Origin of the sequence: Nonomuraea sp. NPDC049269, from assembly GCF_043197155.1 — a bacterium.
In the GTDB taxonomy this organism is placed as follows: domain Bacteria; phylum Actinomycetota; class Actinomycetes; order Streptosporangiales; family Streptosporangiaceae; genus Nonomuraea.
On record NZ_JBICSO010000016.1, the window covers coordinates 71,734 to 93,501 of the forward strand.

Consider the following 21,768-nt stretch of genomic DNA (forward strand, 5'->3'; position numbering starts at 1 on the left):
CTGTGGCGGCCCCCCGGCGCCGTACCAGCGCAGGACTCTCAACGGAGCCTCGATGCCGAACGGCCAGTCCCACGAGAGCGGCAACGGCCAGCTCGACAGCCGGAGGTTCCGGTCGGTGCTGGGCAGGTTCGCCACCGGTGTGGTGGCGATCACCGCGCTCGACCCGATGAACGGCGAGCCGTGCGGTCTGGCGGCCAACTCCTTCACCTCGGTGTCGCTCGACCCGCCGCTGGTGGCGTTCTGCGTGGCGCACACCAGCACGAGCTGGCCCAAGGTGCGCGGCGCCAAGGTCATCACCGTGAACGTGCTCGCCGAGCACCAGCAGCACGTCTGCGCCCAGCTCGCGAGCAGGGGCGGCGACAAGTTCGCCGGTCTGCGGTGGACCGGTTCGCCCGGCGGCAACCCGGTGATCGAAGGCGCCTTGGCCTGGATCGACTGCGCGATCGAGGCCGAGCACATGGCGGGCGATCACATGATCGTGGTGGCCCGGGTGCTCCAGCTCGACACGCACGCGGACGGCGGCCCGCTGCTGTTCTTCCGCGGCGGCTACGGCGGCTTCGTTGAGCCCGCCTGATCTCGCCGAGCCCGTCTCCCGTCTCTCAGGAGGCCACGTTGAGCCTGCGTGAGGAGGCGCGCGCCTGGCTGGCCGAGAACCTCACCGGTGACTTCGCGCACGCCCGTGGCCTCGGCGGTCCCGGGCGCGAGCACGAGGGCCACGAGGTCCGCCTGGCCTGGGAGCGCCACCTCGGCAAGGCGGGCTGGACCTGCCTGGGCTGGCCCGTCGAGTACGGCGGCCGCGACGCCTCGCTCGCCGACCAGGTCGCCTTCCACGAGGAGTACGCCCTGGCGGACGCCCCCGCCCGCGTGGGCCTCATCGGCGAGGGGCTGATCGGGCCGACGATCCTGGAGTTCGGCACCGAGGCGCAGAAGGCCCGGTTCCTGCCGCCGATCCAGCGCGGCGACGAGCTGTGGTGCCAGGGCTACTCCGAGCCGGAGGCGGGCTCCGATCTGGCCAACGTCCAGACGAAGGCGTACCTGTCAGGCGACGAATGGGTCATCACCGGGCAGAAGGTGTGGACGTCACTGGCCCACGTGTCCGACTGGTGCTTCGCGCTCTGCCGTACGGAAGCGGGTTCCCAGCGGCACCGGGGACTGTCGTACCTGCTCGTGCCCATGGACCAGCCCGGCGTCGAGGTGCGGCCGATCGTGCAGATGACGGGGACGTCCGAGTTCAACGAGGTGTTCTTCGACGGGGCCAGGACCGCGGCCGGGAACGTGCTCGGCGCGCCCGGCGACGGGTGGCGCGTCGCGATGGCCACGCTCGGCTACGAGCGGGGCGTCTCCACGCTGGGGCAGCAGATCGGGTTCCGGCGGGAGCTGGCCCGGGTGATCGAGGTCGCCCGGCGTACGGGCGCGGCCGACGATCCGGTGCTGCGCGACCGGCTGGTCCGCTCGTGGCTGGAGCTGGAGATCATGCGGCTCAACGCGCTGCGGGCCGATCCGGGGCCGGTGGCCTCGATCGCCAAGCTGTACTGGTCGGAGTGGCATCGCAGGCTGGGCGAGCTGGCGCAGGCCGTACAGCAGAAGTCCGGACTTGTCGCCCGCAACGGTGAGCTCAACGATCTCCAGCGGCTGTATCTGTTCAGCCGGGCGGACACGATCTATGCGGGTTCGAGCGAAATCCAGCGGAACATCATCGCCGAGCGCACCCTTGGACTTCCTCGCTGAACTCCCCTCGCTGAACTCCCCCCGCTGACCCCCCGCTGATTGGAGCACGATGGCACCCCCCTATCCGAAGGCGCATGGGCTGCTCGACGGCAAGGTCACGCTGGTCACGGCCGCGGCGGGGGCCGGGATCGGGTACGCGACGGCCAAGCGCTGCGCCGAGGAGGGCGCCACGATCGTCATCTCGGACCGGCATGAGCGCCGCCTGTCCGCCGCGGCCGACTCGCTGACCGAGCTCACCGGCGTCAAGCCGCTGGCGGTGCCGTGCGACGTGACGTCGGAGGCCCAGGTGCTGGCGCTGTTCGACGCGGTGGTGCAGGCGCACGGCCGGCTGGACGTGGTGGTCAACAACGCCGGGCTCGGCGGTACGGCGTCGCTGGCCGAGATGACCGACGACCAGTGGCACACCGTCATCGACGTGACCCTGAACGGCACCATGCGCTGCACCAGGGCCGCGCTGAAGCAGATGATCGCGCAGGGCTCCGGGGTGATCGTGAACAACGCCTCCGTGATCGGCTGGCGGGCACAGCGGGGACAGTCGCACTACGCGGCGGCCAAGGCCGGGGTGATGGCGCTGACCAGGTGCGTCGCACTGGAGGCGGCCGAGCACGGCGTACGCGTCAACGCGGTGGCGCCTTCGCTGGCCGTACACCCGTTCCTGGCGAAGGTGACGAGCGAGGAGTTGCTGGCGGAACTGGCGGCGGCGGAGGCGTTCGGGCGCTCGGCGGAGCCTTGGGAAGTGGCGAACGTGATCGTCTTCCTGGCCAGCGACTACTCCTCGTACATGACCGGCGAGATCGTCTCCGTCTCCTCGCAGCACCCGTGACTATGTCCTGAGAGACAAGATATAGTGCGAGGGTGAATATAACGGAGCCCATGTTCCTGGCGCTCACCGCGCTGGTGGACGAGCCGCGGCACGGCTACGGGATCGTCCAGGAGGTCGACCGGCTGTCCGGCGGGCGGGTGCAACTCAAGATCGGCTCCCTGTACGGCGTGCTGGACCGGCTGGCCGGGGAAGGGCTGGTGGCGCTCGACCGGGAAGAGGTGGCCCAGGGCCGGCTGCGCCGCTACTACCGGCTGACGGACTCCGGGGCCGGGGCGCTGGAGGAGGAGGCGGCCCGCCTGGCGGCCAACGCCCGCGCGGCGACCGCCCGGCTCCGGGACCGCACCGCCCGCCTGCACCCCGGAACCGCCACCGCCACCGCCCTCTCCCGCCTGCTCCGCGGAACCGCCGCCGTCGCCGATGCCGGAGGTGCCGGGTGAACGCGTTGGACGAGCTGCTTGAACAGCGTTACCGCACCGTCCTGCGGCTGCTCCCCCGTGCGTACCGGGCCGAGCGGGAGGAGGAGATGGTGGCCGCGTTCATGGAGGGCGGCGAGGTGCCCGACGAGGAGAATCCCCGGCCAGGCTGGGGCGAGATCGCCAGCGTGCTCGCCCTCTCGACGCGCGTACGGCTCGGCGGAGCGGGCGCGATACCCCGGTTCGTCGCCTGGGGCGCGGCCGTCAGGCTGGTGGCGACACTGGGGCTCGCCTTCCACGCGGCGGCCGGCGCCTTCACCCTCACCTCCCTCGCCTTCGCGGCGCCCGGCTCGATGGCGCGGCCACTCGGTGTGCTCGCGGCGGCTCTCTGGGCGGCGGCGTTCGTGCTGCTGATGCGCGGGCACGTCCGGACGGCCAAGCCGGTGGCGCTCGCGGCCGGAGTGGCGGCCCTGGCCGAACTCGCCGCCTGGCAGCTCGCGGGCGGCCTGTTCGTGCCTCTGGACGTGGTGTCACCGGTCCTGAACGTCGTGGTACCGCTGACGGCCCTGTTCGCCGGCTTCCACAGCGACGTCCCGCCGGTGCGGCGAGCATGGCTGCCGACCCTCCTGCCGCTGGCCGCCGGGCTGGTGCTGAGGGCCGTCGTCCTCGCCCTGCTGGCGCCCGCGCTGGGGAAGGTGCCGCTGTTGTGGCCGTGGGTGGACCTGATGGGCCTGGCCACTGTGGTGCTCGTGGCGGCCGGAATCGTCTGCCTCGCGCGCCACCTGCCCCCGTATGTGCCGCTCGCGCTGGCGATCCTCGGGATGCTGATGCTGCCGTCGCGGCTGTCGGTGGTGGTCAACAGCTACCTGAGCTCGGGACCGGACGTGCTGTGGGCGTCCAGCGTGGGCCAGTGCGTGGCGCTGGTCGTCATGGTGGTGCTGCTCGCGGTCGCGGGCTTCCGCGGTCTGCCGGCCGTACGACCGGGACAGGTGACCGTCTGAAGATCGGCGGGCCTCCACCCTGACAGGGAAAGACCAGGGTAGGCGGGCAGGCGGGGAAGACTTAGTGTCCGAGACATGGGCACACGCGCTTCCCACCTGCTAGATGTCCTCATGACGGAGTTCGGCGAGTCGATCAAGCAAGACCCCGCGGCGTTCAGGCGGAAATTTCGGAAGATGGCGGCCTCCCCTTTTGCGTTCTACCGGGGCAGCGCCTGCCTGTTCTACGCGGACCTCACCGAAGGATTCGCGGACCAGTCCTACCTTGACGAACCGACCAGCCGCGTCTGGATCCACGGCGATCTGCACGCCGAGAACTTCGGCACCTACATGAACGCCTCAGGGGTGCTGGTCTTCAACGTCAACGACTTCGACGAGGCGTACGTGGGGCCGTACGTCTGGGATCTCAAGCGGTTCGCCGCCAGCGTGGCGCTGATCGGGTACGCCAAGGCCCTGTCGGACGAGGCGATCAGCGGGCTCGTGGGCGACTTCGCCAGCGCGTACCTGGCCGAACTGGGCGGCATCGCGCGCGGTGGGGACGACGCGATCGGGTCGCTCACGCTCGACACCACCAGCGGCGTGCTGCACCGGGTGCTGCAGACGGCCCGGTTGAGCACACGAGTGGCGATGCTGGACGTCGAGACCGTGATCGACGACTACGACCGGCGGTTCGCGTTCATGGACGGGCGCGAGCCCGTCGGCGCGGCGACGCGGGACGCCGTGCTGGCCGCGTTCGAGGACTACCTGACGACCCTGCCCACGGAGTCGAACCCGGTCGAGCACGTGATCAAGGACGTGGCGCTGCGCAAGGGGGTGGGGATCGGGTCCGCGGGGCTGCCGTCGTACAACCTGCTGCTGGAGGGACGCTCGCAGGCGCTGGAGAACGACGTCATCCTCTACATGAAGCAGGCGCAGGTGCCCGCGGTGGCTCGTTACATTCCGGACGAGAAGGTCGCGCGTTACTTCCACCACCAGGGGCATCGGACCGCGGAGTCGCAGCGGGCGTTGCAGGCGTACGCCGATCCATGGCTGGGGTACACGACGCTGGACGGGGTGGGGCAAATGGTGGCGGAGGTCTCTCCGTACTCCGCCGACCTGGATTGGGACGACGTCAACGAGCCGGCGGAGCTGCGGTCGATCATGCGCGACCTGGGGCGGGCGGTGGCGCGCATGCACTCGGTCGCGGACGACGAGTCCAGCCACGACCTGGTGAGCTTCTCGACGGAGGAGTCAATCATGCGCGTGGTAAATGGCGACAGGCCCGGATTTATCGGGATGCTGGTGGATTTTGCGCACCGTTATGGGGCACAGGCCCGGGAAGACCACCAACGGTTCGTCGACCTCTTCCGCAACGGCCGCCTTCCGGGAGTGTGACCGCCTGGCCCCCGTGGCGTGCGGGTGGCCGCCGACGCTCCGACGCGGCCCCGACGGAAGGAGCTCTACGAAAGGAGCTCTGCGGAAGGAGCTCTGCGGAAGGAGCTCTACGAAAGGAGCATCGTGAGGCATCTGCTGGGGTTGCTGCTGGGGACGGAAGAGGACTGGCCGTCGGCGTTCGAGACGGTGCTGCGGCGGCTGGGGCCGGTCAAAGGGGTCGGCGAGTTCGATGTGGAACGCATCACGATCGAGCCGTTCGACCTGCGCGATCAGCCCCGGCACGATCTGGTGATCGACCGGCTGGCGTACTGGTACTACCACCCGCGCGAGTGGCTCAAGAAGATCGCCATGATGGACGACGTCTATCTGCTGAACAGCCCGTTCACCTTCCAATCGATGGAGAAGCACGCCGCCTACTGCGCCATGATGCGGCTCGGGTTGAAGGTCCCGAAGACGGTGCTGGTGCCGTACAAGAATCCGCCCGACAACACCAAGTACGCCTACACGGCGGCCCGCTACAACCAGCCGTTCGATCTTGACGCGGTCGCGGAGGGCATCGGGTATCCGATGTTCATGAAGCCCTATGACGGCGGGGCGTGGCGCGGGGTGTCGCTGGTGCGCAACCCCGACGAGCTCCATCGGGCCTACGACCAGAGCGGCGAGATGCTCATGCATCTGCAGAAGGCGGTCGAGGGGTACGACGCGTTCGCCCGGTCCCTGTCGATCGGGGCGGAGACCATGGTGATGCGGTTCCGGCCTGAGGAGCCGATGCACGCACGGTATGTCGTGGACCACGAGTTCCTCGCCCCGAGTGTGGGCGACGAGGTGGTCACGATCGGCCGGCTGGTGAACGCGTTTTTCCGATGGGAGTTCAACTCCTGCGAGACGCTGGTCAAGGGCGCGGACGTGCACCCGATCGACTACGCCAACGCCTGCCCGGATGTCGCGCTGACGAGCCTGCACTACTACTTCCCCTGGGCGATCAAGGCGCTGGTCCGGTGGAGTGTGTTCTGCGTGGGCACCGGGCGGCGGCCGCGGCTCGATCTGGATACGCGGGAGTATTTCGCGGTCACCGGGTCGTACGAGGAACGGCTGGCGGCCTATCGGCGGCTGGCCGACGACTACTTCGAGACCGACCGCTACCAGGACTTCTGCGACAGCCGGCTACGCCACCTCGATGAGATCGTGCTGGACTGGGTGGCCGGGCCGGACTTCGACCGGCTGCTGGTCGACACGGTGACGGCCACGTATCCCGCGCACGAGAGGGACCGCTTCGTGGAGCATTTCCGCGGTCTGCTCGGGTTGTGGGTGAAGGACTCCGGCTGAGCGGCAGCGCTGGCTACCGACCGGTTGGTATGGCATGCTTCCGGAACATGACTCTGTTCTCGGTGGAAGGCAAGACCGTCGTCGTCACCGGTGGCTCCCGTGGCATCGGGCGCATGATCGCGACCGGATTCGTCGAGGCCGGGGCGACCGTGTACATCTCCGCGCGCAAAACCGCCGAGGTGGAGCGGACCGCCAAGGAGCTGGGCTGTGTCGCCGTACCGGCTGATCTGTCCACGCCCGAGGGGGTGGACACGCTGGTGGCGGCGGTGGACGGGCCGCTGAACGTGCTGGTGAACAACGCGGGCGCGGCCTGGGGCGCGCCGCTGGAGGAGTATCCGGAGCACGCCTTCGACAAGCTCTGGAACATCAACGTCAAAGGGGTCTTCTTCCTGACCCAGCGGTTCCTGCCACAGTTGCGGGCGGCGGCCGGCGCGGAGGATCCGGCGCGGGTGATCAACATCGGGTCCATCGACGGGATAAGGGTGCCGTCGGTGGAGAACTACGCCTACTCCGCCTCGAAGTCCGGCGTGCACATGCTGACCCGGCACCTGGCCAGGCAACTGGCGCGCGAGCACATCACGGTGAACGCGATCGCGCCGGGGCCGTTCGAGTCGAAGATGATGGCGTTCGCGCTGGATGATCCGGCGATCCGGGAGAGCGTCGTGTCCAGTGTGCCGATGGGCCGCATCGGCCGCCCCGATGACATGGCCGGGGCGGCGATCTACCTGTCCTCGCGCGCCGGCGCCTACCTCACGGGGACGGTCATTCCGGTTGACGGCGGCATTTCCTGCTAGTCCTCCTGGGAGATCTCAGAGCAGTTCGCGCAGCGCGGTGGCGAGGTTCGCGGCGGCGTGGGGCTCGTAGCGCAGGTACAGGTACGGCTCCGTGAGCTCGACCTCCATGACCACCGGGCTGCCGTCAGGGAGCCGGACCAGGTCGATCCTGGCGTAAAGAAGGGCCTGGGGGATGGCGGCAAGCACCTTCTCAGCGAGTTCGACCTGGTCCGGGGCCGGTGTGCGCGGATCCGCCAGAACCTGGTCCGCGCCCGTCTTTCCCGGGGTGAGCATGGGGGTGCGCCGGACCGCATGGCTGAACCGGCGGTTGAAGTACAGCAGCGAGGTCTCGCCCTCCGACTCGACCATGTCGAGGTAGGGCTGGACCATGGGGACGCGTCCGGCTGCCGCCAGCGCGGCGGCGTGCGCCTCGGCCTGGCCTCGGTCGGTGGTCCTGATCGTGTCTCGGGCACCCGCCGAGATGGCGGGCTTGACGACGTACTCCTCCCAGTACGGCAGGTGCTCCGGAGACCAGTGGGTCGGCACGATGGGCACACCCAGATCTCGGAGATAGGTCTTGTCGGTGTTGGATTCGAGCACGGCGGCCGGGTTGAGCAGTTTGGTGGCGCGCTCTACCCGGCGGGCCCAGGCGAGGAAGTCGGCCCGGCGGTCGAGGTAGTCCCAGACCGACCGGACCACCACCGCGTCGTAGGCGCTCCAGTCGACCGTCGGATCGTCCCACTGCTCGGCACGGCCCTCGATGCCCGCCTCGCGCCACGCGACCAGAACCCCGTCGCGCTCATCGTCATGGTCGTCGGGATTGTAAAACGTCGCATACGCACAGATAGACACCCCGAGATGTTAGTCCAGCCATTCCGGGCCCGACCGTGCTCAGCCTCGGCCCCTAGTCGGAGGTGGTGCTCACGCCTACGCCGCTGCGGCCGGTGGCCGTGGCGGCGTTGCCGTTGACGTTGGTGACATTGGTGCTGGAACCGCTACCGGCATTTCTGACCTGGAGGTTGCCGAAGATGTTGCCCGACTGCGTGGATGAGGAGTTGGAGCTGCGGTTGTCGGTGTCGGCATGGGCGGCAGCGGCCATCAGGACCGTGCCCGCGGCGACGACGAATCCGGTGACGCAAAGCTTCTTGATCATTTCGACTTCCTTCCGAAGCGTTCTCGTGGACTGGGGACTCCGTCGGACGATGGCGACCGGTGTGCGAGGAAGGGGGATCGGGGTCAGTAGAAGATGTACGTCACCGTGGTGCCGCCGTTGGACGCCGTGGTGGCTATGCCGTTGATGTTGTTGACGTTGGTCGCGCTGCCGGCGCCCTCGTTGAACGCCGCGATGTCGCCGAAGTTGTTTCCGGACTGGGACGAGTAGGTGTTGCCGCTCCAGTTGTCGCTCCAGCCGTCCGCCTGGGCGGGTGCGGCCGGCAGGGTGACGCCGGCGGCCGCCGCCATGACGGCACCGGTGACACGCAACTTCTTGATCACTTCAGTGACTTTCCTTGACGTTGTGGGATCAAAGCCAAAGCGATCATATACGAAGCGTAGTAGTTATGTAGCTGTAGGTAATCAGAATATTCTTCTAGCCCGATTCTGCTGACAGTCGGTGTCAGTTGTCCGCTCGTAGCATCCCCGCATGATTTATGAGTTCCGGAACTACACGCTGCGTCCCGGCCGGCGCGACACGTTGATCGAGCTGTTCGAGCGGGAGTTCATCGAAGGACAGGAGGCGTCCGGGATGGGGGTGGTCGGCCAGTTCCGTGATCTGGACGATCCGAACATGTATCCGTGGATGCGGAAATTTCCAGACATGGAGGCTCGGCGAGCGGCGCTTACGGACTTCTACGGCGGCCCCATCTGGAAGGCCAACCGGGACGCGGCCAACGCGACGATGCTCGACTCCGACAACGTGCTGCTCCTACGCCCGGCGCCTGGCTTTTCCCACGAGTCCGCGCCCAGCCATGCTCTCCGGCCCGCTGCCGATCCCTTTCCGGGTATGGCGCGACCGCCCGTCGGCGCCACCGTCCTGCCCGAGTCGCTGTACGTCGCGATGATCTACCACGTCGGAGACGAGTTCGCCGAGTTCTTCGCCCGGGAGGCCGTACCCGTGCTCAAGGAGGCCGGGGTGCCGCCGGTGGCGTGCTTCGAGACCGAGAGCGCCGAGAACACCTTCCCCGCGCTCCCCGTACGCACAGGGGAGCAGGTCTTCATGTGGTTCGCCCGGTTCGACCGGCCCTCTGAGGAGCGTGAAGTGGCGCTGCCCGGACTGGAGTCCCGGCTGACCGCTCCCCCACAACGCCTCCGCCTGGCCCCTACGGCCCGGTCAGCGCTCCGCTGAAGGCCCTCGCGTTCAGCACCAGCCGCCACCGTCTACGGATGAACTCATGCGCACATAGACCATGTCCGGCTTGTCCACCGAAACCGAAAAATCGACGTCTTTGTCGGCGATGGCTTTGGTGAAACAGAACCCACCCGCGTCCTCCTCCTCGGTCGAGGGCTTCCACCCGTCCCGCACGGCGACCTCGCGGTAGAAATCGAACACGTCGTTCCCCGCCCGGGGAACGCGATAGACCTGCTCGACATCCACGATCCGGTCATCCACGTCACAGATCGCCGTCCGCTCGCCTTGTGGCCGGGCTCCGGACGGGCGCTGGGCGAAGATGCCGTGCGCCGCGAGGGACTGGGCCAACCGGTCTTCGCCGCTGCCGCAGCCATGAGAGGTGAAGAACGAAAGGGCGCCCACACCGATCCCCATGACACCCAGCACGGCGACGAGAACGACGATGGCCAGGACGGCGGCCAGAGGTTTCATGCAGCACCACGATTCATGAGAGCGCCGTGGGAGACGTATCGGATCAATGATGTCGGAGGACCGCTTCCCCGCCCGGCCGCCACGGTCCGTAACGGCGGTCGTGTCTGGATTTCGGCTCCGGTTAAAGGCTTTTGAGGTGATCTGGCAGGCGGGTATGGAGGTAGTGATCGTGTCCGGGCCTCCGGGAGCGGGGAAGTCGACCGTGGCCCGGCTGCTGGCCGATGCCGTCACGCCTAGCGTGCACCTGCATACGGATGATTTCTGGGCGTTCATCCGGCGGGGCGGCATCGCGCCGCACCTGGCGGAGGCTCAGCGTCAGAACGAGACCGTCATGGGCGTGCTGGCGGGCGCGGCTTTCGGGTACGCGGACGGCGGCTATCACGTGGTGGTGGATGGTGTCGTGGGGCCGTGGTTCGTCGGCGCCTTCGCCGAGGTACGGCGCGCGCCGCTGCACTATGTGGTGCTCCGGCCCGACCGGGAGACGACGCTGCTCAGGGCCACGGGCCGGGGGCTCGACGCGCTCACGGATCCCGAGCCGGTGCTGCAGATGTACCAGCAGTTCGCCGACCTGGGTGAGCTGGAGCCGCACGCCTTCGACTCCGGCGGCCTGACCGCCGAGCAGACCGCCGCCGAGATCCGCGCGCGCCTGTCCGAGGGCGCCTACCTGCTCAAGCGGTAGACGACCCCCAGTGGACGCCTAGCGGACCTCACGCCGAAGACGGCCGAGCGCCGTAGACGGCCAAGCGCCATAGACGGGCCTCAGACCGCAGACGGCCGGGCACCGTAGGCGGGGAGTGGGTCGGGGGCCTCTTCGAGGAGCTTCGTGACGGCGTCGCCCACCTCGGCAGGGGACCAGCGGGCGCCGCGATCGGCGCGTGGGCCGTGGGTCCAGCCGGTGGCGAGCGAGATCACTCCGCCCTCCACCTCGAACACCCGTCCCGTCACCGCCTCCGACGCCACCGAGCCGAGCCAGACCACCAGCGGTGACACGTTCGCCGGGTGCATCGGGTCGAAGCCGGACTCGGGTGCGGCCATGGTCTCGGCGAAGACCTCCTCGGTCATGCGGGTACGGGCGGCGGGGGCGATGGCGTTCACCGTCACGCCGTATCGGCCCAGTTCGGCGGCGGCCACCTGGGTCAGTGCGGCGATACCCGCCTTGGCGGCCGAGTAGTTGGCCTGGCCGACGCTGCCGAGCAGGCCCGCGCCCGACGAGGTGTTGATCACGCGGGCGGCCGCGGGGTCGCCGGACTTGGCTCGTTCGCGCCAGTACGCGCCCGCGTGCCGCAGCGGCAGGAAGTGGCCCTTGAGATGGACCCGGATCACCTCGTCCCAGTCGTCCTCGCCCATGGAGACCAGCATGCGGTCGCGGACGAACCCGGCGTTGTTCACCAGCACGTCGAGGCCGCCGTACGCGCTGACGGCGGTCTTCACCAGCCGGGCCGCGCCGTCCCAGTCGGCCACGTCGTCGCTGCTGGCCACCGCCTGGCCGCCGAGTGTACGGATCTCCTCGGCCACGGCCAGCGCGGGGCCGCCGGATCTGCCGTCGCCGTCGCGGCCGGTGCCCAGGTCGTTGACCACCACACGGGCGCCCTGCCTGGCGAACTCCAGCGCGTGCTCCCTCCCGATGCCGCGCCCGGCTCCGGTCACGATCACGACGCGGCCGTCACAGATTCCCACACGGACCTCCCAGAAGATCAAGCAGAGATATCAGGAAATGTCGTCGGAAGCCAGGTTCTGCCAGGCGGGGATCTCCCCGCCTCCATGCACGTGTACCTGCGCCCCGGTCACGTAGCCGGGCGCGGCCAGCCACAGGCAGACCGAGGCCACGTCGGCGGGCGTCGCCATCCGCCCGGCCGGGACGGCGGTCCCCACGTCCTTTCCGCCGTAGTGATCGAGGGAGTCCTCGGTGGCGGCCAGGCCGACGATGACCGTGTTGACCCGTACACCGGGGGCCCACTCGGCGGCCAGGCAGTTCGCCAGCTGATGGAGCCCCGCCTTGGCCGCGCCGTACGCCGAGGTGCCCGGCGAGGGGCGCACGCCGCTGGAGCTCCCGATCATCACGACGGAGCCGCCCGAGGCGGCGAGCAGCGGATACGCGCGCTGCGCGACGAGCAGGGGGGCGATCAGGTTGAGCTCGACGATGCGCGCGTGCAGGCGCGGTGACGTGCCCTCCAGCGGTGCGTACGGCGACCCGCCCGCGTTGTTGACGACCACGTCGAGCCGGTCGAGCCCGGAGAACAGCCGCTCCAGGTCGTCGGCGTCCCGCACGTCGGCCCGCACGAACCGCACCCCGGTGGCCGCCGAGCGGGGAGGGGGACTCGGTGGCGGCACCGGGGGCGGGGGATCGTGGCGGGCGCAGACGATCACTTCGGCTCCGGCGGTGGCGAAGGCGGTGGCGATGCCCGCGCCGATCCCCTTGGTCCCACCGGTCACCAGGACGACCTTGCCCGTGTAGTCGTAAGTCACCGTCACGGGTGCTACCGTACCAAGCAAGCGTTAGGTGCAACCAGGGAGCGGGATGGGAATCACGCTGCGGGACGGCCCGATCGCCGAGGTCGTCGTGGACGTTCCACCGGTGAACGCGCTGCCGGCGCGGGCCTGGCACGAGCTGGCCGGAGCTGTGACGGACGCCGGGCGGGACGAAGAGACCAGGGTCGTCGTGCTGCGGGCCGAAGGCCGGGGCTTCAACGCCGGCGTGGACATCAAGGAGATGCAGGCCACCGAGAGCCACACTGCCCTGATAAATGCAAATAAAGGGTGCTTTGCGGCGTTCGCGGCTGTCTACGACTGCCCGGTGCCGGTGATCGTCGCCGTGCACGGCCACTGTGTCGGCGGTGGGGTCGGGCTGGTGGGCAACGCGGACATCGTGCTGGCCAGCGAGGACGCCTACTTTGGCCTGCCGGAGGTGGACCGGGGCGCGCTCGGCGCGGCCACCCACCTGGCCCGGCTGGTACCCCAGCATCTGATGCGCGCCATGGTCTACACGTGCCGGAACGTGACGGCCGCCGAGCTGCACGCGTTCGGCTCGGTGCTGGAGGTGGTGCCGCGCGACAAGCTGCGGGACGCGGCGCTGGAGGTGGCCGGCCAGATCGCGGACAAGGACCCGTACGTGATCCGGCGCGCCAAGGAGTCGCTCAACGGCATCGACCCCGTGGACGTGAAGCGCTCCTACCGCTTCGAGCAGGGCTTCACGTTCGAGCTGAACCTGATGGGCGCGGGCGACAGGCACCGGGACCGCTTCGTGGAGGGCTCGTGAGCAAGGTCATGTCCGTCGAGGAGGTCGCGGCGGAGATCGAGAGCGGCATGACGGTCGGGATCGGCGGCTGGGGGTCGCGGCGCAAGCCGATGGCTCTGGTCGACGGCCTGCTGCGATCCGATGTCCGGGACCTCACCCTCATCTCGTACGGCGGCCCGGACGTCGGCATGCTCTGCGCCGCCGGGAAGGTACGCAGGGTGGTGGCCCCGTTCGTCACGCTGGACTCCATCCCGCTCGAACCACACTTCAGGCGGGCCAGGCAGGGCGGCACGGTCGAGTTCACCGAGTACGACGAGGGCATGTTCATGTTCGGGCTGCTGGCGGCGGCGCATCGGCTGCCGTTCCTGCCCACGCGGGCCGGGCTCGGCTCCGACGTCATGCGGGTCAACCCGGGCCTGCGCACGGTCCGCTCGCCGTACGAGGACGGGGAGGAGCTGATCGCCGTGCCCGCGCTGACCATGGATGTCGCGCTGGTGCACCTCAACCGGGCGGATCGGCGCGGCAACGCGCAGTACCTGGGCCCCGACCCGTACTTCGACGACCTCTACGCCAAGGCGGCGGCCCGCTGTTACGTGTCGTGCGAGCGGCTGGTGGACACCGCCGACCTGCTGAAGGAGGGGCCGGTGCAGTCGCTGCTGATCAGCCGGTCGATGGTGACCGGCGTGGTCGAGGTGCCGGGCGGCGCGGGCTTCACCGCGTGCGAACCCGACTACGGCCGCGACGAGCGGGAGCAGCGGCGGTACGTGGACACGCCGTGGGAGGAGTTCCATGAGCAGGGCTGACGTGTGCGTGGTCGCCTGCGCGGAGGCGTTCAGGGGTGACGGGGAGATCCTCGCGGCCGGGATCGGCGGGGCGGTCACCGTGCTGGCGGCCCGGCTGGCCAGGCTGACGTTCGAGCCCGAACTACTCACGCATGACGGCGTCTGCCTGCTGACGGGTGACGTGCCCGCGCTGGGCGAGCGGCCCGAGGTGGTGGAGGGCTGGCTGCCGTTCCGCGATCACCTGTGGCTGGTGCTGAACGGCCGGCGGCACGTGATGCTCGGCGCGAGCCAGATCGACCGTTTCGGCAACTCGAACATCTCCTGCATCGGCGACTGGGCGCGGCCCAAAGCTCAGCTCCTCGGTGTGCGCGGCGCGCCGGGCAACACGCGCTGCGATCCGACGAGCTACTGGATCCCCCGGCACTCCCCCAAGGTGTTCGTGCCGCGAGTGGACGTGGTCAGCGGCCTGGGCACCGACAGAGGCGCGTACGACCTGCGGCGGGTGGTGACGAACCTGGCCGTGCTCGACTTCCGCACGCCGGACGGGTCGATGCGGCTGGCCTCGGTGCATCCGGGGGTGAGCGTCGCGGAGGTGGTCGCGGCGACCGGGTTCGAGCTGGTGATCCCCGAGGACGTACCCGAGACACGGGAGCCGACCGCCGAGGAGAGCCGGCTGCTGAAGGAGGTGCTCGACCCGCGCGGGTCCCGCGAGCGCGAGGTGGCGGCGTGAGGACCGCGCTGAGCGGCGGCGGGACCGCGCCGAGCGGCCCGGAGATCGCGCTATGAGGACCGCGCTGACGGACCTGGTGGGGTGCCGGTATCCGATCGTGCAGACCGGGATGGGGTACGTCGCGGGCGCGCGGCTCGCGGCGGCCACGTCCGAGGCGGGCGGGCTCGGGATCATCGCGGCCGCGACGATGTCCGTCGGCGAGATGGCCGAGGCGATCGACAGCGTGCGAGAACGCACGGACGCCCCCTTCGGGGTCAATATCCGCTCCGACGCCGACGACGCGGCCGAACGGGTCGAGGTGATGATCCGCGCGGGCGTGCGCGTGGCGTCGTTCGCGCTGGCGCCGCGGCGCGAGCTGATCGACCGGTTGAAGGACGCGGGCGTGGTCACGATCCCGTCGGTGGGCGCGCGCCGGCACGCGGAGAAGGTCGCCGCCTGGGGCGTGGACGCGGTGATCGTGCAGGGCGGCGAGGGCGGCGGGCACACCGGGCCGGTCGCGACGACGCTGCTGCTCCCCCAGGTGGTGGACGCGGTGGACATCCCGGTGATCGCCGCGGGCGGCTTCTTCGACGGGCGGGGGCTGGTGGCCGCGCTGGCGTACGGGGCGTGCGGCATCGCGATGGGCACCCGGTTCCTGCTGACGAGCGACTCGCCGGTGCCGGACGAGGTGAAGAAGGTCTACCTGGCGACGGCCGACACGTTGGTCACCACCAAGGTCGACGGGGTGCCGCACCGGGTGCTCAGGACGCCGTTCGTGGAGTCGCTGGAGCGTTCGCGGCTGCTCAGGGCCGTGGTCAACGGCGCCAGGTTCAAGCGGCTGTCGGGGCTGACGTGGGCCCAGCTGCTCCGCGAGGGGCGCCGGATGCGGCACGGCCGCGACCTGACCTGGGCGCAGGTGCTGCAGGCGGCCAACACGCCGGTGCTGCTGCGGGCCGCCATGGTCGACGGGCGGGCCGACCTGGGGGTGATGGCCTCCGGGCAGGTGGTCGGGGTGCTCGACGACCTGCCGTCCTGCCGGGAGCTGATCGACCGCGTCATGTCAGAGGCAGCGGTCGTGCTGGAAGCGCTCAGAGCACCGTGATGCCGCGGGCGGCCAGGATGGCCGCCGCCTGGGCCTGGTTGATCGTCGCCCCCGCGTAGGCGCGCAGCTTGGCGTCGTCGGGCTCGCCCAGGTCGGCGCCGCGCAGGTCGGCCTTGACGAACACGGTCTTGAGCAGCTTGCTGCCGCGCAACCGGCAGTCGCTGAACGTCGCCTCGGTGAAGTCGCAGCCCGACAGGTCGGCGTCGTCGAAGCGGACCCCCTCGATGAACTCTCCGCGCAGCGAGCAGCCGCCGAGGTTGGCCATGGTCAGGTTGGACCGGGCGACCTTGAAGCCGGTGCCCCGCGCCCCGGTGAGCGAGGCGCCGATCATGCGGCACCCGGTGAAGGTCACGTCGGTCACCAGCGCCCCGCCGAACTGCGCGGAGGACAGGTCGACGTCGGTGAACGCCACGTCGATGAGCTCGGCGTCGTTGAACCTGATCCGCATCCCGCCGCCGCCCGAGAACACCGCGCTGTCGAGGTCGGCCCGGCGGAAGTCGGCCTGGTCCAGCACGCACGACTCGAAGCGGGCGTCGGCCAGCGGCGCCCGCCGGAGGTCGGCCTCGGTCAGGTCGCAGTTGCGGAAGACGTGGGTCTCGTCCGGGGCGAGCCGGTCGGTCAGCGTGGTGTGGGAGAGGTCCTCGTCTTCGAAGTTCACGGTGTCAAAGGGTACCGGTGATCACTTCGGCGGCGGCCTGGCCGCAGACCCTGGCCGAGCCGTAGGTGGCGATGTGCACGGCGCCCAGGTCGGAGCGGGCGGGCAGGCCCATCTCGACCACCACGGTGTCGGGGCGGGCGCTGAGCAGGTGCCGTAGCGCCTCGCTCTGCCAGGGGTGGCGGTGCGCGTCGCGGACCACGACGACGAGGGGGCGTCCGTCGGCGCCGGCGATGAGCCGCTCGATCGCGACCCCGGTCGCCTCGCCGGCCGCCAGCCGGGTCACGGCGGTGCCGGGCAGCAGCCTGCCCAGCGGCTCGCCGACCCCCCACGGGGTGTTCTTGTCGATGGCCAGGTTCATCTCGGGGGTCAGCTCCACCACGTGGGGCGCGGCGGTCAGCGGCAGGATGGGGGCGTTCGTGCGGCGGGTGACCCTGATCGCGCGGCGGGCCGCGGTGAGGCCGAGGTGGCCGTCCTCGGGCACCGGGGCGGCGGCGGAGGCGGTCCAGGCGGCCAGCTCGCCGACCCGGCGCGCGGCGTCGGCCAGGCGTTCCTCCGGCAGCAGCCCGTCGCGTACGGCCTGGGCGATCGCCTCGCGCACCTCGACGGCGGTCGCCTCGTCGGCGCGCTCCCCGCCGACGCAGATGGCGTCGGCCCCGGCGGCGATCGCCCGTGCGGCGGCGCCCCCGATACCGTACGGCCCGGAGACGGCGGCCATCTCGATGGCGTCGGTGATGATCAGGCCGTCGAAGCCCAGTTCCTCACGGAGCAGCCCCGTGAGCACCTTGGGGCTCAGCGTGGCGGGCAGCACGGCGTCGTACGCGGGCACCAGCAGATGGCCCGTCATGACGGCCTTGACGCCCTCCCTGATCGCGGCGCGGAAGGGAGTCAGCGCGTCTTCGATCCCGTCGGTGGCGACCATGGGCATGCCGTGGTGGGAGTCGATCGAGGTGTCGCCGTGGCCGGGGAAGTGCTTGGCGCAGGCGGCCACCCCGGCGGACTGCAGACCGCGGACGAACGCCCGGGTGTGCCGGGCGACCAGGGCGGCGTCGGCGCCGAAGGAGCGCAGGCCGATGACCGGGTTGTCGGGGTTGGAGTTCACGTCGGCCGAGGGGGCGAAGTCGATCGTGATGCCCGCGGCGGCCAGCTCCCCGCCGAGGTCCCTGGCCAGCGCCTCGGTCAGCGCCACGTCGTCCACGACGCCGAGCGCGTGGGCGCCGGGACGGCTGCTGCCGGTGGCGACCTCCAGCCTGGTCACCTCGCCCGACTCCTCGTCGGTGCCGACCAGCACGGCCGGGTTCTCCGCGCGCAGGACGGCGGTCAGCTCGGCGACCTGGGCCGCTCCCGTGATGTTGCGGGAGAACAGCACCACCCCGGCCAGCCCCTCCCCCAGCCGGCGGCGGACCCAGTCGGGCGGGGTCCGCCCCTCGAACCCGGGCAGGAGTACGGCATCGGCAAGGCACAACAGGTCACCGCTCTTGAGCATGATCCGAAATCTAATAGGAAAGTTTCCTATTTGCTAGAGGCATCTTCGGACGTCATAGGCGTTCGATGATGGTGACGTTCGCCTGGCCGCCTCCCTCGCACATCGTCTGCAGGCCGTACCTGCCGCCGGTCCGCTCCAGTTCGTGCAGCAGCTTCACGGCCAGGACCGCGCCGGTCGCGCCGAGCGGGTGGCCGAGCGCGATCGCGCCGCCGTTCGGGTTGACCCTGGCGGGGTCGGCGCCGCTCTCCTTCAGCCAGGCGAGCACGACCGAGGCGAACGCCTCGTTGATCTCCACGACGTCGATGTCGCCGATCGCCATCCCGGCCTTGCGCAGCGCGTGCTCCGTGGCGGGGATCGGCGCCGACAGCATCATGATCGGGTCGCCGCCGCGTACCGACAGGTGGTGCACACGGGCGCGCGGGCGCAGCCCATGATCTTGTACGGCGCGCGGCGACGCGATGAGCAGGGCGGCGGCGCCGTCGGAGATCTGCGAGGCCAGGGCCGCGGTGAGGCACCCGTCCTCGACCAGGGGCTTGAGCCCGGCCATCCTGGCCGGAGTGGTGTCGCGGCGCGGCCCCTCGTCGGTGGTGACGCCCTCGTAGGGGGTGAGCTGGTCCGCGAAGCGGCCTTCGTCGATGGCGGCGATGGCCCGCCGGTGCGATTCGTAGGCGAACGCCTCCATGTCCTGCCGGGAGATGTCCCACTTGGCAGCGATCTGTTCGGCTCCGGTGAACTGGGAGACCTCCTGGGTGCCGTACCGGGAGAGCCAGCCCTTGGAGCCGCTGAAGGGGGTGTCGTGGCCGAGGGCGCGGCCGGCGAGCATCGCCGAGGAGATGGGGATCATGCTCATGTTCTGTACGCCGCCGGCCACCACTAGGTCGCTCGTGCCCGAGAGCACGGCCTGGGCGGCGAAGTGCAGCGCCTGCTGCGAGGAGCCGCACTGGCGGTCGATCGTGACGCCGGGCACCTCCTCCGGCAGCCCGGCGGCCAGCCAGCAGGTGCGGGCGATGTCTCCGGCTTGCGGTCCGATGGTGTCGACGCAGCCGAAAATGACGTCCGCCACCGCCGCCGGATCGGCGCCCGTGCGGGTCATCAGCTCTTCGAGTACGTGCGCGCCGAGGTCGGCGGGGTGGGCCCGGGCGAGGCCGCCGTTCTTGCGCCCGACCGGGGTCCTGACCGCGCCGACGATGTATGCCTCGTTCACCCCCGCATCGTAGCAAGCGCTTGGTCGCACGCGGAACGCCGGGTGAGCTGGGCGGGTTCGGTGAACAAGCGATTGTCTGAGGGCTCATAATGGGAGACGTGACAACGCGAAAGAACTCCGGGCAGAGCACGACCGCCCCGGCGAAGCGTCAGCGCACGACCTCGTCGGGACCGGCGTCGGAGCGCCGTGACCACCTCGTCAAGCTCGCCGCGGAACTCTTCGCCCGCAAGGGATTCCAGGCCACGACCGTACGCGAGATCGCCGATGAGGCGGGCATCCTCTCGGGAAGTCTCTATCATCATTTCGACTCCAAGGAGACGATCGTCGACGAGGTGCTCTCCACCTTCCTCGACGACCTGGTCGCCCGCTACCGCACGGCGATCGGCTCGGGCGCCGACCCGCGCTCGATCCTGTCGGAGATGGTGCGCATCGGTTTCGGCACGCTGGAGCCGCACCGCGCCGCGATCACCGTGATGCAGAACGACTGGAACTACCTGCGGCAGTTCGAGCGGTTCAACTACCTGGTCAAGGCCGAGGACGAGGTCGAGCAGATCTGGGTCGCGCAGATCAAGGCGGGCCAGGCGGCCGGGCAGTTCCGCGCCGACGTCGACCCGAAGCTCACCTACCGGATGATCCGCGACACGATCTGGGTGGCGGTGCGCTGGTTCCGCCCCGGCGGCCGGCTCAACACGACCGGCCTGGCCGAGCACTACATCACGGTGCTCTTCGACGGCCTGGCCACGGGTGAGCGGACCACTCAGCAGGCATGAGCCTTGGTACGGCGGTGCGAACGGCACTGCGTGAGGCGGCGGAGCCCGCGAAGGCCGCCACGATGCGTGCGTACATGAAGTCCGACATGCCGTTCCTCGGCGTGCAGGCGGTGCGGAGACGGGCCGCGCTGCGGCGGGTGTTCGCGGCTCACCCCATCGGCACGGCGCCGGAGTGGCGCCGGGCGGTGCTCGGCCTGTGGCGTCCGGCCGAATACCGCGAGGAGCGCTATGCGGCTGTCGAGTTGACCGGCTATCACCTCTATCGGGAGTTCCAGACGCTCTACACGGTGCCGATGTACGAGGAGATGATCGTCAGCGGCGCCTGGTGGGACCTGGTCGACGAGCTGGCCACGCACCGGATCGGCGGCCTGCTCACCGCGTTCCCCGACTCGATGCGCCCGCTCATGCTGGACTGGGCGCGCGACGGCGACCTGTGGAAGCGCCGCACCGCGATCCTGTGCCAGAACAGGTTCAAGGCCCGCACCGACACGGGGCTGCTCTACGCCTGCATCGAGCCGAGCCTGTCGGACAACGACTTCTTCGCCCGCAAGGCGATCGGCTGGGCGCTGCGCGAATACGCCAAGACCAATCCGGCCGAGGTCATCCGCTATGTGCGGACCAAGGGCATCTCGGGGCTGAGCCGCCGCGAGGCCCTGCGCAACCTGCCGGCTACCTAGTCCACAGAGCATCCTGTACGGCCTGCACCAGGGCCATCAGCTCGGGCGTGACGCGCTCCCTCGCCCACGCCAGCGCGTACGTGATGCGCAGGTCACCCGCGTCCAGCGGGACGAACCGCAGATCGTCGCGGCGGATCGTCCTGGCCAGCAGCTGCGGGATCGGCAGCACCCCGGCCCCCGCCGCGACCAGGTCGAGCGCGGCGGCGAAGTCGTCGTCGGCCACCACGCGCGAGCGCCCCGGCAGCCCGGCCCACGCCCGGCTGCCCGGCGTGAGCAGTACCTGCCCGGCGAGGTCGCCGGGCACGACCTTTGCCCGTGGCTCCAGCGCGTGCCCGAGCGGCACCGCGAGCTGGTCCACGGAGACGTGGAACCTGGCGGCGGTGACGAACCGCGCCGGGGCGGGCGTGGTGAGGATCGCCGCCGACACCTCCCCCCGATCCAGCGCGTCGGACGCCACCCCGCGTCCGGCGACCGTGAGCTCCACGCCGATGGCCGGGGTACGGCCCGCGAGCCGCCGGGCGACCCTGGCCGCCAGCGCGCCGACGAGCGGTGGATAAGCGAGATGAATAGTCGGCCGAGCCAGCCGGGCCGCCTCGGCCGCGAACGCGGTGGCGGCGGCCAGCAGCTCGTCGGCGTGCGGGAGCAGGGCCTTGCCCGCGGCGGTGAGCCGCACCGCGCGGGCCGTCCGGTCGAACAGCCTGGTCCCGGTGGCGCGCTCCAACCTGGTGATGGCCTGGCTCATGGCGGGCTGGGACATCCCCAGGTCCGCGGCGGCCACCGAGAAGCTGAGCCGGGCGGCCACGCGGGCGAAGCACTGGACCTCCTTGAGCATAAGCAGCACGAATACAGGATGCACCAGGGGTAGCGGGTGTGGTGAATTCTCCGCGTTCGATCA

General features: G+C 70.2%; 25 protein-coding genes and 1 pseudogene. 16 read left to right on the forward strand and 10 right to left on the reverse strand.

Going from position 1 to position 21,768, the window contains the following annotated elements:
• Positions 1–52 precede the first annotated feature (52 nt).
• The 8 genes from ACGFNP_RS58335 to ACGFNP_RS58370 all read left to right on the forward strand — a co-directional run bounded on the left by ACGFNP_RS58335 (position 53) and on the right by ACGFNP_RS58370 (position 7,456).
• Complete coding sequence (locus ACGFNP_RS58335) at positions 53–574, forward strand: flavin reductase family protein (RefSeq protein ID WP_358338910.1); 522 nt, start codon at positions 53–55, stop codon at positions 572–574.
• Positions 575–612: 38 nt separating this feature from the next.
• Complete coding sequence (locus ACGFNP_RS58340) at positions 613–1,728, forward strand: acyl-CoA dehydrogenase family protein (RefSeq protein ID WP_358338542.1); 1,116 nt, start codon at positions 613–615, stop codon at positions 1,726–1,728.
• Between the two features lie 49 nt (positions 1,729–1,777).
• Positions 1,778–2,551, forward strand: a complete 774-nt coding sequence (locus ACGFNP_RS58345; RefSeq protein WP_393333398.1) for an SDR family oxidoreductase — start codon at positions 1,778–1,780, stop codon at positions 2,549–2,551.
• A 32-nt stretch (positions 2,552–2,583) separates the two neighbouring features.
• Positions 2,584–2,988, forward strand: coding sequence for a PadR family transcriptional regulator (locus ACGFNP_RS58350; RefSeq protein ID WP_358338548.1), 405 nt, complete (start codon positions 2,584–2,586; stop codon positions 2,986–2,988).
• Positions 2,985–3,965, forward strand: a complete 981-nt coding sequence (locus tag ACGFNP_RS58355) for a hypothetical protein (protein ID WP_393333402.1) — start codon at positions 2,985–2,987, stop codon at positions 3,963–3,965. The genes ACGFNP_RS58350 and ACGFNP_RS58355 overlap by 4 nt, the downstream gene beginning before the upstream one ends.
• A gap of 75 nt (positions 3,966–4,040) precedes the next feature.
• Positions 4,041–5,336 (forward strand): DUF2252 domain-containing protein, encoded by a 1,296-nt coding sequence (locus tag ACGFNP_RS58360; protein WP_358338554.1) that lies wholly within the window; start codon positions 4,041–4,043, stop codon positions 5,334–5,336.
• 123 nt (positions 5,337–5,459) lie between these two features.
• Positions 5,460–6,662, forward strand: coding sequence for a hypothetical protein (locus tag ACGFNP_RS58365; protein WP_393333406.1), 1,203 nt, complete (start codon positions 5,460–5,462; stop codon positions 6,660–6,662).
• 47 nt (positions 6,663–6,709) lie between these two features.
• On the forward strand, positions 6,710–7,456 hold the full coding sequence (locus ACGFNP_RS58370; RefSeq protein WP_393333409.1) for an SDR family oxidoreductase: 747 nt from the start codon (positions 6,710–6,712) through the stop codon (positions 7,454–7,456).
• Between the two features lie 15 nt (positions 7,457–7,471).
• On the opposite strand, the gene ACGFNP_RS58375 is transcribed toward ACGFNP_RS58370, so the two are convergent.
• From ACGFNP_RS58375 to ACGFNP_RS58385, 3 genes are all read right to left on the reverse strand, one after another.
• Positions 7,472–8,287, reverse strand: a complete 816-nt coding sequence (locus tag ACGFNP_RS58375; protein ID WP_358338563.1) for a hypothetical protein — start codon at positions 8,285–8,287, stop codon at positions 7,472–7,474.
• Between the two features lie 52 nt (positions 8,288–8,339).
• Positions 8,340–8,588, reverse strand: coding sequence for a hypothetical protein (locus ACGFNP_RS58380; RefSeq protein WP_393333413.1), 249 nt, complete (start codon positions 8,586–8,588; stop codon positions 8,340–8,342).
• A gap of 83 nt (positions 8,589–8,671) precedes the next feature.
• Entirely contained in the window at positions 8,672–8,929 is a 258-nt protein-coding gene (locus tag ACGFNP_RS58385; protein ID WP_358338569.1) for a hypothetical protein, read from the reverse strand.
• A gap of 148 nt (positions 8,930–9,077) precedes the next feature.
• On the opposite strand from ACGFNP_RS58385, the gene ACGFNP_RS58390 reads away from it, so the two are divergent.
• The gene (locus tag ACGFNP_RS58390) at positions 9,078–9,779 is read left to right on the forward strand and encodes an NIPSNAP family protein (protein ID WP_358338572.1); all 702 of its coding nucleotides are present in this window, start codon (positions 9,078–9,080) and stop codon (positions 9,777–9,779) included.
• Between the two features lie 12 nt (positions 9,780–9,791).
• On the opposite strand, the gene ACGFNP_RS58395 is transcribed toward ACGFNP_RS58390, so the two are convergent.
• Positions 9,792–10,253: a hypothetical protein gene (locus ACGFNP_RS58395; RefSeq protein ID WP_393333418.1), complete on the reverse strand. Its 462-nt coding sequence runs from the start codon at positions 10,251–10,253 to the stop codon at positions 9,792–9,794.
• Positions 10,254–10,407: 154 nt separating this feature from the next.
• Between ACGFNP_RS58395 and ACGFNP_RS58400 the strand changes: the two genes are divergently transcribed.
• Positions 10,408–10,932, forward strand: a complete 525-nt coding sequence (locus ACGFNP_RS58400; protein ID WP_393333421.1) for an AAA family ATPase — start codon at positions 10,408–10,410, stop codon at positions 10,930–10,932.
• Positions 10,933–11,012: 80 nt separating this feature from the next.
• On the opposite strand, the gene ACGFNP_RS58405 is transcribed toward ACGFNP_RS58400, so the two are convergent.
• Together ACGFNP_RS58405 and ACGFNP_RS58410 are read right to left on the reverse strand one after the other, a co-directional pair.
• Positions 11,013–11,930, reverse strand: a complete 918-nt coding sequence (locus tag ACGFNP_RS58405) for an SDR family oxidoreductase (protein WP_358338582.1) — start codon at positions 11,928–11,930, stop codon at positions 11,013–11,015.
• A 30-nt stretch (positions 11,931–11,960) separates the two neighbouring features.
• Positions 11,961–12,725: an SDR family oxidoreductase gene (locus ACGFNP_RS58410; RefSeq protein ID WP_393333423.1), complete on the reverse strand. Its 765-nt coding sequence runs from the start codon at positions 12,723–12,725 to the stop codon at positions 11,961–11,963.
• Positions 12,726–12,771: 46 nt separating this feature from the next.
• Between ACGFNP_RS58410 and ACGFNP_RS58415 the strand changes: the two genes are divergently transcribed.
• From ACGFNP_RS58415 to ACGFNP_RS58430, 4 genes and pseudogenes are all read left to right on the forward strand, one after another.
• Positions 12,772–13,509 (forward strand): enoyl-CoA hydratase family protein, encoded by a 738-nt coding sequence (locus ACGFNP_RS58415; RefSeq protein WP_393333426.1) that lies wholly within the window; start codon positions 12,772–12,774, stop codon positions 13,507–13,509.
• Between the two features lie 8 nt (positions 13,510–13,517).
• Positions 13,518–14,291: a CoA transferase subunit A gene (locus ACGFNP_RS58420; protein WP_393333615.1), complete on the forward strand. Its 774-nt coding sequence runs from the start codon at positions 13,518–13,520 to the stop codon at positions 14,289–14,291.
• Positions 14,278–15,000, forward strand: a complete 723-nt coding sequence (locus ACGFNP_RS58425) for a CoA-transferase (protein WP_358338591.1) — start codon at positions 14,278–14,280, stop codon at positions 14,998–15,000. The genes ACGFNP_RS58420 and ACGFNP_RS58425 overlap by 14 nt, the downstream gene beginning before the upstream one ends.
• Positions 15,001–15,049: 49 nt before the next feature.
• A pseudogene (locus ACGFNP_RS58430) lies at positions 15,050–16,081 on the forward strand (NAD(P)H-dependent flavin oxidoreductase); the annotation flags it as partial.
• Here ACGFNP_RS58430 and ACGFNP_RS58435 read toward each other — a convergent pair.
• The 3 genes from ACGFNP_RS58435 to ACGFNP_RS58445 are packed head-to-tail and all read right to left on the reverse strand — an operon-like array spanning position 16,068 to position 19,426.
• Positions 16,068–16,739, reverse strand: coding sequence for a pentapeptide repeat-containing protein (locus ACGFNP_RS58435; protein ID WP_358338594.1), 672 nt, complete (start codon positions 16,737–16,739; stop codon positions 16,068–16,070). The pseudogene ACGFNP_RS58430 and the gene ACGFNP_RS58435 sit on opposite strands and share 14 nt — an antisense overlap.
• Positions 16,740–16,743: 4 nt before the next feature.
• Positions 16,744–18,222 carry a glycoside hydrolase family 3 protein gene (locus ACGFNP_RS58440; RefSeq protein ID WP_393333430.1) on the reverse strand — a complete coding sequence of 493 codons (1,479 nt, stop codon included), beginning with the start codon at positions 18,220–18,222 and terminating at the stop codon, positions 16,744–16,746.
• Positions 18,223–18,274: 52 nt separating this feature from the next.
• Entirely contained in the window at positions 18,275–19,426 is a 1,152-nt protein-coding gene (locus ACGFNP_RS58445) for an acetyl-CoA C-acetyltransferase (protein ID WP_393333434.1), read from the reverse strand.
• A gap of 89 nt (positions 19,427–19,515) precedes the next feature.
• Between ACGFNP_RS58445 and ACGFNP_RS58450 the strand changes: the two genes are divergently transcribed.
• Complete coding sequence (locus ACGFNP_RS58450; protein ID WP_393333437.1) at positions 19,516–20,196, forward strand: TetR/AcrR family transcriptional regulator; 681 nt, start codon at positions 19,516–19,518, stop codon at positions 20,194–20,196.
• Positions 20,193–20,873, forward strand: coding sequence for a DNA alkylation repair protein (locus ACGFNP_RS58455; protein ID WP_358338606.1), 681 nt, complete (start codon positions 20,193–20,195; stop codon positions 20,871–20,873). The genes ACGFNP_RS58450 and ACGFNP_RS58455 overlap by 4 nt, the downstream gene beginning before the upstream one ends.
• On the opposite strand, the gene ACGFNP_RS58460 is transcribed toward ACGFNP_RS58455, so the two are convergent.
• Positions 20,866–21,705, reverse strand: a complete 840-nt coding sequence (locus ACGFNP_RS58460) for a LysR family transcriptional regulator (RefSeq protein ID WP_393333618.1) — start codon at positions 21,703–21,705, stop codon at positions 20,866–20,868. The two genes, ACGFNP_RS58455 and ACGFNP_RS58460, sit on opposite strands and share 8 nt — an antisense overlap.
• Positions 21,706–21,768: the final 63 nt, after the last annotated feature.

Bases quoted from the DNA above. Each gene is read 5' to 3' on its own strand.
- ACGFNP_RS58335 (WP_358338910.1), top strand. From the start codon at position 53: ATGCCGAACGGCCAGTCCCACGAGAGCGGCAACGGCCAGCTCGACAGC.
- ACGFNP_RS58345 (WP_393333398.1), top strand. From the start codon at position 1,778: ATGGCACCCCCCTATCCGAAGGCGCATGGGCTGCTCGACGGCAAGGTC.
- ACGFNP_RS58360 (WP_358338554.1), top strand. From the start codon at position 4,041: ATGGGCACACGCGCTTCCCACCTGCTAGATGTCCTCATGACGGAGTTC.
- ACGFNP_RS58370 (WP_393333409.1), top strand. From the start codon at position 6,710: ATGACTCTGTTCTCGGTGGAAGGCAAGACCGTCGTCGTCACCGGTGGC.
- ACGFNP_RS58380 (WP_393333413.1), bottom strand. From the start codon at position 8,588: ATGATCAAGAAGCTTTGCGTCACCGGATTCGTCGTCGCCGCGGGCACG.
- ACGFNP_RS58390 (WP_358338572.1), top strand. From the start codon at position 9,078: ATGATTTATGAGTTCCGGAACTACACGCTGCGTCCCGGCCGGCGCGAC.
- ACGFNP_RS58395 (WP_393333418.1), bottom strand. From the start codon at position 10,253: ATGAAACCTCTGGCCGCCGTCCTGGCCATCGTCGTTCTCGTCGCCGTG.
- ACGFNP_RS58400 (WP_393333421.1), top strand. From the start codon at position 10,408: ATGGAGGTAGTGATCGTGTCCGGGCCTCCGGGAGCGGGGAAGTCGACC.
- ACGFNP_RS58415 (WP_393333426.1), top strand. From the start codon at position 12,772: ATGGGAATCACGCTGCGGGACGGCCCGATCGCCGAGGTCGTCGTGGAC.
- ACGFNP_RS58420 (WP_393333615.1), top strand. From the start codon at position 13,518: ATGTCCGTCGAGGAGGTCGCGGCGGAGATCGAGAGCGGCATGACGGTC.
- ACGFNP_RS58425 (WP_358338591.1), top strand. From the start codon at position 14,278: ATGAGCAGGGCTGACGTGTGCGTGGTCGCCTGCGCGGAGGCGTTCAGG.
- ACGFNP_RS58440 (WP_393333430.1), bottom strand. From the start codon at position 18,222: ATGCTCAAGAGCGGTGACCTGTTGTGCCTTGCCGATGCCGTACTCCTG.
- ACGFNP_RS58450 (WP_393333437.1), top strand. From the start codon at position 19,516: ATGGGAGACGTGACAACGCGAAAGAACTCCGGGCAGAGCACGACCGCC.
- ACGFNP_RS58455 (WP_358338606.1), top strand. From the start codon at position 20,193: ATGAGCCTTGGTACGGCGGTGCGAACGGCACTGCGTGAGGCGGCGGAG.
- ACGFNP_RS58460 (WP_393333618.1), bottom strand. From the start codon at position 21,705: ATGCTCAAGGAGGTCCAGTGCTTCGCCCGCGTGGCCGCCCGGCTCAGC.